Genomic DNA, 13,943 nt, shown 5'->3' with positions numbered 1-13,943 from the left:
AGACGTATTCCGTAGAAAAATACAATACCTTTGCCCTCTTGACGTATAACCTGTGACAACACCAGCCCCATTTCCCGAGGAACGGCACGACCCCTACGCCGTTCTCCGCATTCCTGAGTTCAGACGTTTCATTTCTGCCCGCTTCTGCATCACATTGGCCATGCAAATACAGGCCGTAGTAGTGGGGTGGCAGATCTATGACATCACCAAAGACCCTTTTTCACTAGGACTGATTGGTTTAGCTGAGGCCATTCCCTCCATCGCGGTAGCCCTCTATGCCGGGCACGTAGCTGATATTGTTCCGCGCAAGCGCATCATTGTCACGGTGCTCAGCGTGCTGTTTTTCTGTTCGTTGGCGCTGCTGTTCTATACCTTAGATGTTGGTAAAGTTCTACACACCTTTGGCACACTGCCCATCTACTCCGTTATCTTCCTGAGCGGGATTGCCCGCGGCTTCATGGGCCCCGCCGTGTTCTCGTTCATGCCGCAACTGCTCCCAGACCGCAAGTTGTACGCCAACGCCATTACCTGGAGCAGTACCACCTGGCAGGCGGGCTCGGTGGCGGGCCCGGCCATTGGCGGGCTGGTATATGCTTTTGGCGGCGTAACGGCCGCGTTTGGGGTAGATGCTGCCCTGGTGTTTCTGTCTCTTTTGCTGTATAGTTCCATTGCCGGACGGCCGTTGCCGCTTAGCGAAGGCCCAAAACTCAAGATCAAGGAAAGCCTGCAAACGGGCCTCAGGTTCGTGTTCGGGAACCAGATTATCCTGAGTGCCCTGGCGCTGGATATGTTTGCCGTGCTCTTCGGCGGAGCCGTGATTCTGTTGCCGGTTTTTGCCTCAGATATCCTCAAGATTGGGCCGCAGGGACTGGGCTTGCTGCGGTCGGCCCCGGCTATTGGGTCGGTGAGCATGGCGTTGTTTATGGCCTACCGGCCGATTACCTTCCAGGCCGGCAAGAAAATGCTGTGGGCCGTGGCCGGATTTGGCGCGTGTATTATCGGGTTTGGGCTTTCGCAGCTATTCTGGCTCTCCTTTGGGCTGCTGTTGTTAAGTGGCGTGCTGGACAGCATCTCGGTCATTATCCGTTCTACGTTGATTCATACGCTCACGCCCGAGCACATGAAAGGCCGCGTCTCCAGCGTGAACAACATCTTTGTGGGTTCCAGCAATGAGATCGGTTCCTTTGAATCGGGCTTGGCCGCTAAGCTGATGGGTGTGGTGCCTTCGGTGGTGTTTGGCGGTACCATGACTCTTCTCATTGTGGCGTTTACGGCCTGGAAAGCTGATAAGCTGCGGAAGTTAAGTTTGTAGAACCTCTCTAATAGGTAATAGCCAGCAACTCCCTGTTTTAGGCCTTTTTTTATAGAAAGAGGCCTAAAACGGGGAGTTGCTGGCTATTTATAGCGGTAATGGTTTTGTGGCAGGCTTCTTTGCCTTTGGTACGTTCTCTGGCGCGAGTTTGTAACTCGTGCCTACGGATGAGGGTAGTCTCCAGACTACCCTCGCTGCAAAGCGGCGAATCCAAGTATTGCTGGGTTCCATGGCTCGGAACGTAAATCAACATCGATTCGGCGCAACAATTCTGCCCTGTGGTTCCCGGCGAGTCTGGAGACTCGCATCATCCCCAGTCACGAGACTTTAGTCTCGCGCCAGAACAGAGGCCAGAGCAAAGGAAGGAGAGGTTCCTATCCTATCACCTCCCCGTTTTATGCCTCCTTTTCTGGAAACAGGCTTCAAACACCTTTCCTCCCCGGCCCTTCTCCGTGGGAGAAGGGCTGGGGAGGAGGTGCCGTTATTCTTCTTCGCCGACATTTTCCTGCATGGCCAATAGGTTATGGGCTCCTTTCACGGCAATCTGAGTAGAGGTTTGCAGCGCAGCCGGCAGTTCTACTTCCACAAAGCCATTTCCCTTGAGGCCGGTGGGCACTTCTACGCGTTTGAATTGACGGTTGCCGTTGGCTACAAAAACATACGAGGCCCCCTCAAACTGCACCAGGGCGCTCTCTGGTAAAGAGGTGACCGTTCTGGCTTTGGTTTGGATGGTGGCCGTAACGTACATGCCAGGCAGGAGTTCGTGCTCATCGGCGTGGGCCAGGTGGGCGTGAACGGGAATGGTCTTGTCGCCTTCCACGCTGTGGCCTACCAGCAGGATCTTGGCGGTGCGGGGTGTGGGGTCATTGGCGAGGGTGTAGGTGAGGGATTGGCCCTTCTGCAGGTACGGCACGTCTTTCTCGAAGGCATTCAGTTTCAGGTGCAGGTCATCGGTGTTCACCAACTCAAAAAGCACATCTGAGGGGTTCACCATCTTGCCTACGTTGGCCATGGTGTTCTTCACGAAACCATTGATAGGCGAGAGCACGCTGATGGTGCGGTTGATCTTGCCGTTCTGCAAACGCGCCGGGTTGATGTTGATCATGAGCAGTTTTTCTTTGAGGGCGGCCAGGCTGTTCAGCAAGACTTCGCGCTCCGTCCTGATCTGCTGCAGGTTCTTGAGGGCGCCCACTTTCTCCTGGGTCAGCTCCTGCTGGCGCTGCAGTTCCAGGTTGGCCAGTTGCAGGCGGGCGCGGGCATCCAGGTAATCTTGTTGCAGTTGCACGTAGTCCTGGTGCTGAAGGGTGGCCAGTACCTGCCCTTTGTTCACGTGCTGGCCCGGCAGTAGGTTCAGGGTCTTCACGAAGCCCCCGTACGGCACAGATACGCTCACCATGCTGGTAGGTGGTACATCAATTTCGCCGGAAAGCTGAAGGGTGCTACCGAGTTGCTGCTGAGAAGCCCCGCCCAGTTCAATGCCGGCGTTCTGTATCTGCTGCGGGGTTAGCGTGAGCACGCCCTCGGCGGGCACCGATTGGGGAGTGGGGGCAGCTGCCGTTTCAGGGGCTTTTTTCTCAGAACACGCTGAAAACAGAGAGAATAGCGCCAGGGCGAGGGAATAGGTATAGAAAGATGCTTTCATGGTTATTGTCCTCCTAAGTATTGGAGTTGGTAAAGGTTTACTTGATAGTCCAGCAGGAGCTGAAGGTAATTCTGCTGGGTGCGCAGCTGTTGGTCGGCGGCCTGGAGGTAACTCAGGTAGCTGACTTCCCCGCTACGGTAGGCCTTGTCGGCCTGGGTGAGGGCCAGGCGGGCGTTGGCCAGCACCTGTTCCTGGTAGAAGCGCAGGCTTTGGCGCAGGCGCGCGTGGTTTTCCTGGGCTGCCTGCCATTGGGCCTGCAACTGGTGCTGCTGGTTCTGGAGCGTGGCCTGCGCCGCCTGTATTTCTAACTGGGCAGCCTTCACGCGGCTGTTCTGCGCCCCCCGGAACAACGGAATAGCCAGCCCGGCCTCTACGCCCTGGAACCGGTGGCTCTGGTCTGGCGCCGTTTCGGTGCGCCCGTTGAGTTCATAGGTGCCAATCAAGGACTGGTTGAAGTAACCCAGCATGAGGTCGGGGGCCAGTTTACTTTTCTCCACCTGCCGTTCCCGGTCAGCTACGGTGATTTGCTGCTGGTACACCTGCAACAGCGGGTGGTTTTCCTGTGCCAGGAGAGGGGCGGACAGGCTGTCCGGTTGCAGTTGCAGGGGCTGGGGAAGGATCGCCAAAGGCTGCGGGGCCTGCACCAGCGCGTTCAACTGTGCCTGGGCCACGGCCAGAGCCGCCTGGTTCTGCCGCAACCGGTCAGAGAGTTCCAGGCGCTGGGTGGTGGCGGTGGTTTTTTCCAGCAGACCCGTCTCGCCGGTTCTGAACCTGACCTCGGCGGCCTTCTCCAGTACCTGGAAGATGCTGTCTTGCCGCTGCAACAGCGTTTGGGCTTGGTGCAAATAAGCCAGTTGCGCGTACGCCTGCTTTACCTGGAACACCAGTTCGTGCTGCTGCAGGGTCAGTTGCCCCTGGCTCAGGTTCTTCTGTTCCTGCAACAACTGGCCCTGTGCTTTCCACACCGAGGGGAACGGAATGGTCTGGCTCACGCCCAGGCGGTTGTCGGTGACGGGGCTGTTGAGTTGGCCGTGCTCGTAGAGGACTTCGGTCTTGGGTAAGTCCACGGCGGTTTTCTGCAAGGCTCCGCGCACCTCCACTTCCAGGGCGGCGCTTTTGAGCTGTTGGTTGTGCTGCCGGGCCAGGTCCAGTACTTGGGCCAAAGACATGGGCTGCGGAACAGCAGGGGTCTGCGCCCGTCCTTCCTGCGGCAGCAGAAAGCCCAGCGGCAGAAGCCACAATAGCGCCGCCTTGCCCGTTTTGAAGCCTTTTTCTGAAAAGTAGTACAGAATGGGCAGCACCACCAGCGTGAGCAGCGTGGCGGAGATCAGCCCGCCAATCACCACCGTGGCCAAGGGTTTCTGTACTTCGGCCCCGGCCGAGTTGGAGAGGGCCATGGGCAGGAAGCCCAGCGAGGCCACCGTGGCCGTCATGATAATGGGGCGCAGGCGCGCGGCCGTGCCCTCCCGTATGATTTGTTCCAGGTTGGTCATGCCACCGGCTTTAAGTTGGTTGAAATAGCCTATCATCACAATTCCGTTGAGCACCGCCACCCCGAAAAGCGCAATAAAACCCACGCCCGCCGAGATGCTGAACGGCATGTCGCGCAGAAGCAGGGCCAGCACGCCGCCAATGGCGGAGAGCGGAATGGCCGTGAACACCAGAATGGACTGCTTTACTGATTTAAAGGCGAAAAACAGGAGCACGAAGATGAGCGCCAGGGCCAGCGGCACCGCCACCGAGAGCCGTTCCTTGGCCTCCAGCAGGTTCTGGAACTCGCCGCCGTAGGTGATGGTGTAGCCGGGCGGCAACTTGATCTGGGCGTCTATCTTCTGCTGGATCTCGGTGACAATGCTCTGTACGTCTCGGTTGCGCACGTTAAACCCGATGGTGATGCGGCGGCGGGTGCCGTCGCGCTGGATCTGGTTGGGGCTGTCTTTCATCTCCACCTGGGCAATGTGCTCCAGCGGAATCTGCAGCCCGACGGCGTTGCTCACGTACAGGCGCTGCACATCTGAGATGTCCTGGCGGTTCTGCTGGTTCAGGCGCACCACCAGATCAAAGCGTTTCTCGCCCTCATAGACCTGACCCGCAATTTCGCCGGCAAAGGCCGCCGTCACGGTGCGGTTCACGTCCTGGATGGTGAGGCCGTAGCGGGCTATCTGTTCCCGGTCATAGGCTACCACCACCTGCGGCAGGCCGCTCATCTCCTCAATGTACAGGTCTTGGGCACCTTCAATGGGCTGTACCAGCTTGCCTATTTTCTGGGCGTATTTGGCCAACTGATCCACATCATCGCCGTAGATTTTAAGCACCACGTCTTGCCGCGCGCCGGTCATAAGCTCGTTGAAGCGCATCTGAATGGGCTGCTGCACCCCAAAAGAGGCCTGCGGAAGATGCGCTTTCAGCACGGCAGACATTTTCTCGGCTAATTCTACGCGGGTACTGGCGCTCGTCCACTCGTCGCGCTCCTTGAGCACCACAATCATGTCGCCCAGCTCCACGGGGTTGGGCTCAGTGGGTACTTCGGCAGAGCCGATCTTGGTGACTACTTTCTCCACCTCGGGGAATTTTTCCTTCAGCACCTGAGACGCTTTCTGCACGACCTTGATGGTCTCATTAAGCGAGCTGCCGGTGAGCAGGCGGGTTTCTATGGCAAAATCACCCTCGTCCAGCGACGGGATAAACTCGCCGCCCATACGGGTGAAAAGGAACACCGAGACCACGAAAAGAAACAGGGACACGCCCAGTACCAGCCCTTTGGCCTTAAGCGCCGCGGTGAGCAAGGGCTGGTAGGCGCGGTTGATGGCGTTCATGATGCGGTCTGAGATGTTCTCTTTGTGCACGGTCTTGCGGCTCAGCACCAGCGAGGCCATCATGGGCACATAGGTCAGCGAGAGCAGGAACGCACCCAGAATGGCGAAGGACACGGTTTGGGCCATGGGTTTGAACATCTTGCCCTCAATGCCCACCAACGCCAGAATGGGCAGGTACACAATCAGGATGATGATCTGCCCAAACGAGGCGAAGCCCATCATCTTGCCCGCCGAGGACTTCACCTCTTCGTCCATTTGCTGGCGCGAGAGCTTCTGGATGCCCAGCGCCGAATAGTTGCTGACGTGGATGCGGTGGATCACGCTTTCCACAATGATCACGGCCCCGTCCACGATCAACCCGAAGTCCAGCGCGCCCAAGCTCATCAGGTTGCCAGAGACCCCAAACACGTTCATGAGCGAAATGGCGAACAGCATGGCCAGCGGAATGACAGAGGCTACCAGCAAACCCGCCCGCAGGTTGCCCAGCAAGAGCACCAGCACGAAGACCACGATCAAGGCGCCCTCGGCCAGGTTTTTCTGCACGGTGTTGATGGCGCGGTCTACCAGTTTGGTGCGGTCTAGGAACGGCTCCAACTCTACGCCCGGCGGCAGGGTTTTCCTGATCTCCGCGATCTTGTCTTTCACCCGCTTGATGACCTCTGAGGAATTTTCCCCCTTGAGCATCATCACAATGCCGCCGGCCACCTCGCCTTTCTCGTTCACCATGGCACCGTACCTAATGGCGGATCCCTCGCGCACCTCGGCCACGTCTCTGATGAGCACCGGGGTGCCGCTGGCGGTGTTGGTGACCACGATCCGGCCAATGTCTTCGGGCGTTTTCACCAGGCCTTCGGTGCGGATGAAGTAAGCGTTGGGGTCTTTCTCAATGTAGGCACCGCCCGCGTTGGCGTTGTTCTGCTCCAGGGCGGTGAAAATCTGCCCGATGGTAAGGTTGAAACTGCGCAGCTTCTCTGGGTGGATAGCCACCTCGTACTGCTTCAGCTTGCCGCCAAAACTGCTGACCTCGGCTACGCCGGGCGTGCCCAGCAACTGCCGCCGCACAATCCAATCCTGGATGGTACGCAGCTCGGTGGCGTTGTACTTGCTTTCATAGCCCGGGGCCGGTCTTAACTCATACTGGTAAATCTCGCCCAGGCCGCTGGAAATAGGAGCCAGGGTAGGAGTGCCCATGCCCTCGGGGATCTGCTCCCCGGCCTCCCGAAGCTTCTCCGTAATTTGCTGGCGGGCCCAGTAAATGTCGCGGCCCTCGTCAAAGACCACCGTGACCAGAGACAGCCCGAAGCGTGAGAACGACCTGATCTCCGTGACGCCCGGCACGCTGGCCACCGCTTGTTCCACGGGGAAGGAGATGAGCCGTTCCACCTCCTGCGCGCCCAGAGAAGGCGATACGGTAATGACCTGTACCTGGTTGTTGGTGATGTCAGGGACGGCGTCAATGGGCAGGCGCTGCAGGTTGTACACCCCCCAGGCCACCAGGGCCACCGTAAACAGCCCCACAATGAGCTTGTTCTTGATGGAAAAATCTATAATCTTCTGTAACATGTTCTTGAATAAATCCAGAGCTGCCCACCTCCTTTGAGAGGCAAAAAGCAGCAGAAGAAAAGCCCTTAACACAGCCTAAAGCCTTGGCTGCCGGGATATGGAATACTGATGGGGATTGGATAGATTTTGGCGCTTCCGCGCGCAGGAACTGCTTTTGCCGCAAAGTCTTCTGCGCTGCCAAGCGTTCTGGTTTAGGGGCTGTTTTAGAGAAAAGAGCCTTGAAACGTGCCTACTGGGTTTCTAACGCCAGAAGCAAGTTGCACCCGAAAGACAGAAGCAGAGATGCGTAGCCAGCTGCCCATTTACAAGACAGGAATAGCGTAGCGCATTTGCCGGAAAATCAGCAAAACTATCCAGGAAGAGGGGTTAGCCCAGTTGGGGCGGTTGCCAGATGCTGCCCGTGAAGAAATCAGGGACGGATGGCGTGAAGAGGGTGTATTGTTGGGGTTCCTGCAGGTCTAGCGCCCGCAGCGGGGATTGCAGCAAGGGCATGGCCACAAAGAAATCGTACGCCGAGTTGCCTAGTTGTTTGAGCGGAAGTTGATCATGGTTTTCTGAGCGGGTATTTTCCTCGCCCTGGTAATGCATGTCCAGGAAGTCCACAAACCGCAGGGGGCCGTTCAGGGCCTGGTGGGTCTGGTAATGCTGCAGCAGGAAAGAGATTTTGGAAAGCTCATGCAGATCAGAGTTGGGCAGCAGAGAGCCCAGGAACAGGTAAGCCGCAAAAAAGATAACTCTGAGTCTCAAGGTGCTGGAGGTGGAACCGGAGCAAATATAGGCAGCCCAACTGGGTTTTGGTAATTGTTTATGGCAAACAGGCATTTTCTGGATAGCCTCCTTGGCGGAAGCCCTTCTTCGGCTTGCCAAACGTAGGCATAGGTAAGATGTTTTTGGTTTAGGGGCCATTTAAAGAAAACAGGCCTTAAATGACCATACGCGGCTTGCTTCCTGCTTTTTTATTCTGAGTGGCGGGCTCGTGCTAGACCATTATAACTGTTGGTGCAGGTCGCGGCTTGGTCAGTGCAATAATTTTGTTGGCAAGCCTGAAAAATCACCTGCTGGGTTTTCAGGCTGTTTTTTGAAAATCGGTATTAAACTTAATCAAAGAGGCCCTGCTGAAGCATGTCAGCAGGGCCTCTTCTTAACTAGTGAGCGATTTTGTTATTTCTTGACAACCAGCTTAGCTGCTTTGGTAACTTCGTTTTTCGCCTTTTTAGGGCGGCTGTTGCCGTAAGAGCCTTTGCTTATTTTGCCTTTTTTGCTTTTACCATCTCCTTTTCCCATAGTGGTACCGATTAACTGTAAGTGAAACATGATATGACAAATACTCTCATCCGAGAAGTAAGGGAAGAAAGTTACAAAGTCTGCGGAATAAGCGCAAGTTTCTCTATCCGTTTAAGGCCTGTTTTTCAGAAAGTAGGTCTAAAACGAACCTCCGGCCACCCTTCTAAAAACCAATGCGTATGCCTACCTTTGCGGTTTGGCCTCGCGCTTGTTTTATACCCGTGTAAACAGAATCATTCTGCCGCGGTTGTTGTTCTAGAGAGGCTATAATTCTATATGACAGAAGATCTCATTCAACAAGATACTGACCTGGACGCGCTGGACGCCCGCGAGCACATCATCATCAAACGGGCCCGCGTCCATAACTTAAAGAACCTGAGCGTGGCCCTGCCGCGCAACCAGTTCATTGTGGTGACCGGCCTTTCCGGTTCCGGGAAATCATCCCTAGCCTTTGACACGCTTTACGCCGAGGGGCAGCGCATGTACGTGGAGAGCTTGAGCTCATACGCCCGCCAGTTCCTGGGCCGCATGGACAAGCCCGATGTAGACTACATCCGCGGTATTAGTCCGGCCATCGCCATTGAGCAGAAGGTGAGCATCAGGAACAACCGCTCCACCGTGGGCACCAGCACCGAGATTTACGACTACCTCAAGCTGCTGTACGCCCGCATAGGTAAGACCATTTCCCCCGTTTCTGGCCAGGAAGTGAAAAAAGACACCGTCACCAGCGTGGTCGATTTTCTGATGACCTTGCCCGACGGCACCCGCATTATGATCCTGGCGCCGCTGCAACGTTCCCCGGAGCGCAAATTGAGCAAAGAACTGGACTTGCTGCTGCAGAAAGGCTATTCCCGTGTGATGCTCAACAATGAGCCCTTCTTCATTGAGGAACTCATTGGCGAGGGCAAGCCCGAGCCCAAAGGCAACGTGTTCATTCTCATAGACCGCACCGTGATCAAGCAGGGCGAGGAAGACGAAAGCCTCCAGATGCGCCTCGCCGACTCGGTACAGACCGCTTTCTATGAAGGCCATGATGAATGCCACATCCACCTGGGCGAGGAGACGCGCGTTTTCTCTAACCGCTTTGAGCTGGACGGAATGGTGTTTGAGGAGCCCAACGTGAACTTCTTCTCCTTCAACAACCCGTACGGCGCTTGCCAGACCTGCGAAGGCTGGGGCAGTGTGCTGGGCATTGACCCAGACCTGGTCATTCCAGACAAAAGCCTCACCGTGTACGAAGGAGCCATCGCGCCGTGGCGCACCGAAAAGCAGAACGAGTGGCTACAGCCCTTGCTCAAGAACGGCGTGCGCTTTGATTTCCCCATCCACCGGCCGTTCAATGAACTCACCGAGGAACAGCAGGAACTGCTCTGGAAAGGAAACAAATACTTCGGCGGCCTCCATGACTTTTTTAAGCACATCTCGGCGCAGTCGCATAAGATCCAGTACCGCGTGCTATTATCGCGTTATCGGGGCCGTACGGCTTGCCCAGATTGCAAAGGTTCGCGCCTGCGCAAAGATGCTAGTTACGTGAAAGTAGACGGCAAAAGCATCACCGACCTGGTGCTCATGCCCGTGACCAGAACCCTGGAGTTCTTCCAGACCCTGAACCTGAGCGCGCATGACATGGCCGTGGCCGATAGGTTGGTAACTGAAGTCACCAACCGCCTCAGCTATCTTACCCGCGTGGGCTTAGGTTATTTAACCTTGAACCGGCTTTCCAATACCTTATCGGGCGGCGAGAGCCAACGCATTAACCTGGCTACGTCATTGGGAAGTGCGTTGGTGGGTTCCATGTATATTCTGGATGAGCCCAGCATCGGCCTGCACCCCAAAGACGCTGACCAACTCATTGGCGTGTTGCGCTCCTTGCAACAGATGGGCAACACCGTGATTGTGGTGGAGCACGAGGAAGGCATGATGGAAGTCGCCGATCAGGTGCTGGACATCGGCCCAGAAGCTGGTTCTGGTGGCGGAAACCTCATGTTCCAGGGTACGTTCCAGGAACTGCTTAAGAGTGATACCTATACCGGGCGTTATTTAAGTGGCCGCATGGAAGTGTCGGTGCCCGCGCAGCGCCGGCCGTGGCGCAACTGCGTGGAAGTGCACGGTGCCCGCGAGAACAACCTCAAGAACGTAACGGCTAAATTCCCGCTCAACATCATGACCGTGGTGACGGGCGTCAGCGGCTCGGGCAAGTCTACGCTGGTGAAGAAGATTTTGGCTCCGGCGCTTATCAAATCATTAGGCGGCCACGCCGATGCCACGGGTAAGTTCGACAAGCTTACCGGCGACATCAACAAGGTGGCGCACGTGGAGTTCGTAGACCAAAACCCTATCGGGAAATCGTCGCGCTCTAACCCGGTGACGTACGTGAAAGCCTATGACGCCATTAGAACCATGTACGCCGACCAGCCGCTGGCCAAAGCCCGTGGGTTCAAGCCGTCGCACTTCTCCTTCAACATTGAAGGCGGCCGTTGCGAAGTGTGCCAGGGCGAGGGTCAGGTAAAGATTGAGATGCAGTTCATGGCTGATATCTACCTCACCTGCGAGGCCTGTGAAGGCCGGAAGTTCAAGCAAGACATCCTGGACATCCAGTACCACGAAAAGAACATCTCTGAGGTGCTGGACATGACCATTGATGACAGCCTGATCTTCTTCAAAGACCAGCCTAAGATCCTGGAGAAGCTGAAGCCCCTGCAAGATGTGGGCTTGGGATACATCAGACTGGGGCAGTCTAGTAACACCTTATCGGGCGGTGAGGCGCAGCGGGTAAAACTAGCGTCTTTCCTGACCAAAGGCTCTACCCCGCACAACGGCAACATTCTGTTCATCTTTGATGAGCCCAGCACCGGTCTGCACTTCCATGACATCAACAAACTTTTGACCGCGCTGAACGCGCTGGTAGAAAACGGCAATACGGTATTGGTGATTGAACACAACATGGACATCATCAAATGCGCCGACTGGATTATTGACCTGGGCCCCGAGGGCGGAACCAATGGTGGGCACCTCCTCTTTGAAGGCACGCCAGAGGATTTGGTAAAGCAGGAAGGCAACCATACTGGTCATTACCTGAAACCAAAGTTGTAAGTCTGTTTAGTGGCTGATTTTGAGAAACTAGCTCTTAAACGGATGATGATTTAGACCTGTGAGGTTTTGAAAACCTCACAGGTCTTTTTATTTGTAGGGGCAATCCCTGGTGGTTGCCCTAAACGGTGTTTCACAGAAAGGGCAACCACCAGGGATTGTCCTTTCTGTGTCAGGTAAAAAAGATAAAGACCGTGAAGCAAGGTCTACGGGCATTTTGCCGCTCTTTCAAGAGATGCAACAATTCCCTTCTCATTCCGGTTGACTATATTGCCGCCGCAGCGTAAAGCTGCTTTTGCGGCAATACCCACTAAGTTCAATAACGAATGAAGGAACTCACCGCTCCTCTTCCGGTCAACAAACTCAAAATTGCCGTTGGCATCATGTGCCTGTTCCACGTGTGCGGGTTAATTGGGTTCTACACCCCGTTTAGAGAGTGGTTTCTGAGCAACACGCCCTTGAACTTAGTCTTAGCCACGGGGCTGCTGCTCTGGAATCACCAAGGATTGACCTGGAAGATGGTCTTAGGAGTTGTGGCAGTGTTTCTGGTAGGATTAACGGCGGAAATTATTGGCGTGGCAACGGGAAAGGTATTTGGGGCCTATCATTACGGCGATGCGTTTGGGTTCAAATTCAAAGAGGTGCCGTTAGTGATTGGCATGAACTGGGCGGCGTTGTGCTTTGCCGCGGCGGCAGTTGTCAATCAATGGGGGAAGCCTTTTTTGGTGAAAGCGGCGGTGGCGGCGGCTATTCCGGTCAGCATAGATTTCCTGATTGAGCAGGTCTGCGAGACCTTCGATTTTTGGTATTGGAACGGCCACACGCCGCCGTTGCAGAACTACCTGAGTTGGTACATCTTCAGTTTCCTGTTTGTACTGGTGCTTATTCCATTGCTAAAGAATTCCCGAAACCTGTTTGCGCCTTATTTTCTCTTGGTGCAGTTCGTGTTTTTCCTGCTTCTCAACCTGGTAGAATTCTTTTATGCCGGATAAAACCCTCACGTATGACTACATCATTGCCGGAGCCGGAGCGGCGGGCCTGAGTTTGGTGTGCCATCTGCTGGGTCATAAAAGCTTGCAGTCCAAACGCATCCTGCTGCTAGACCGCGACCTGAAACAAACCAACGACCGCACTTGGTGTTTCTGGCAAACCGAAGACAGCCCATTTGAAAGCTGCCTTAGAAGTAAATGGTCTAAACTCCATTTCCACTCCCCCAAGTTCTCGGCGTTGCTGGACATCAGCCCGTACCGGTACAAAATGCTGGATAGCCTGTCGTTTTACCAACACTGTTTCACGTTGATGGAGAAGTTTCCGAACGTAGAGTTTCGGCAGGACGAGATTGTGGCTCTGGAACCGAATGGGATAATCAAGGGCAAGCAGGCGGTGTACCAGGCGCAATACGTGTTTAACAGTGTGCTCTTCCAAATTCCCAAGCTGCCTGATAAGTATTACCTGGTACAGCATTTCAAGGGTATTTTCATCAAAACTGCCGCGCCCGTCTTTAAACCCGAAGAACCTACCCTCATGGACTTCCGGGTGGCCCAGCACCAGGATTGCCGGTTTATGTACGTGTTGCCGGTGAATGCCCATGAGGCGCTGGTGGAATACACGGGTTTCTCAGAAGCAGCTTTGCCGCAGGAAGAGTATGACCGAGAGTTGCAGACGTACCTTCGTGATTACCTGAACATCACGGACTATACCGTCACCCACGAAGAGTTTGGGATAATCCCCATGACCGATGCTCCTTTTTCCAAAGGAATGAGTGAGCAGGTCATTAACATTGGGACGGCGGGCGGGGCTACCAAGGCTTCTACGGGCTATACCTTCAGTTTTATCCAACGGCAGTGCGCGGCTATTGCCCAAAATCTGGTGCGGGGCAAAATGCCGTTGACGGGCTCTAAGAGTTTGGTAGACAAGTTCGCCTTTTATGACAGCGTGTTTTTGCGGGTATTAGCCGAGAAGAAGCAGGAGCCTTGGGAGGTATTCCACGCCATGTTCAGCAAACTTCCGGCTAGCCTTATCCTTAAATTCCTGAACGAAGAAACTTCTCTGCCGGAAGATCTTAGAATCATGAATGCGGTGGATAAACACATCTTCCTGCCCGCGGCCCTCAAACAGGGACTAGGAAAGTAAATTCTCGGCAAGGGCAAGAACCTACATCTGCCCCGGCGAATGCACGTAAACCACAAATTGCTAACTTAGCGACGCAGCTACGGCTTCCGCCTGCAAGGGCATG

At 55.2% G+C, this 13,943-nt stretch carries 8 protein-coding genes; 4 read left to right on the top strand and 4 right to left on the bottom strand.

From position 1 onward, the window contains the following. Positions 1-52 precede the first annotated feature (52 nt). Positions 53-1,312 (top strand): MFS transporter, encoded by a 1,260-nt coding sequence (locus tag HHO50_RS17275; protein WP_181307820.1) that lies wholly within the window; start codon positions 53-55, stop codon positions 1,310-1,312. 481 nt (positions 1,313-1,793) lie between these two features. Here HHO50_RS17275 and HHO50_RS17270 read toward each other — a convergent pair whose 3' ends face one another. The 4 genes from HHO50_RS17270 to HHO50_RS17255 all read right to left on the bottom strand — a co-directional run bounded on the left by HHO50_RS17270 (position 1,794) and on the right by HHO50_RS17255 (position 8,617). Further along, positions 1,794-2,954, bottom strand: a complete 1,161-nt coding sequence (locus HHO50_RS17270; RefSeq protein WP_181307818.1) for an efflux RND transporter periplasmic adaptor subunit — start codon at positions 2,952-2,954, stop codon at positions 1,794-1,796. Positions 2,955-2,956: 2 nt separating this feature from the next. Then, on the bottom strand, positions 2,957-7,333 hold the full coding sequence (locus HHO50_RS17265; protein WP_181307816.1) for a CusA/CzcA family heavy metal efflux RND transporter: 4,377 nt from the start codon (positions 7,331-7,333) through the stop codon (positions 2,957-2,959). A 366-nt stretch (positions 7,334-7,699) separates the two neighbouring features. Continuing rightward, entirely contained in the window at positions 7,700-8,080 is a 381-nt protein-coding gene (locus HHO50_RS17260) for a hypothetical protein (RefSeq protein WP_181307814.1), read from the bottom strand. Between the two features lie 414 nt (positions 8,081-8,494). Next, entirely contained in the window at positions 8,495-8,617 is a 123-nt protein-coding gene (locus HHO50_RS17255; protein ID WP_181307812.1) for a 30S ribosomal protein THX, read from the bottom strand. A gap of 276 nt (positions 8,618-8,893) precedes the next feature. Here HHO50_RS17255 and uvrA point away from each other — a divergent pair, with 276 nt between their 5' ends. The 3 genes from uvrA to HHO50_RS17240 all read left to right on the top strand — a co-directional run bounded on the left by uvrA (position 8,894) and on the right by HHO50_RS17240 (position 13,840). After that, positions 8,894-11,710: an excinuclease ABC subunit UvrA gene (uvrA, locus tag HHO50_RS17250; RefSeq protein ID WP_181307810.1), complete on the top strand. Its 2,817-nt coding sequence runs from the start codon at positions 8,894-8,896 to the stop codon at positions 11,708-11,710. A gap of 323 nt (positions 11,711-12,033) precedes the next feature. Next, entirely contained in the window at positions 12,034-12,699 is a 666-nt protein-coding gene (locus HHO50_RS17245; RefSeq protein WP_181307809.1) for a carotenoid biosynthesis protein, read from the top strand. After that, positions 12,689-13,840: a lycopene cyclase family protein gene (locus tag HHO50_RS17240; RefSeq protein ID WP_181307808.1), complete on the top strand. Its 1,152-nt coding sequence runs from the start codon at positions 12,689-12,691 to the stop codon at positions 13,838-13,840. The genes HHO50_RS17245 and HHO50_RS17240 overlap by 11 nt, the downstream gene beginning before the upstream one ends. The last annotated feature ends 103 nt before the right edge of the window (positions 13,841-13,943 follow it).

Origin of the sequence: Rufibacter sp. XAAS-G3-1 (assembly GCF_013623775.1) — a bacterium.
Classification (GTDB): Bacteria; Bacteroidota; Bacteroidia; order Cytophagales; family Hymenobacteraceae; genus Nibribacter.
The sequence above is the reverse complement of the archived record's forward strand: the minus strand, read 5'-3'. Positions and strand labels throughout refer to the sequence as shown.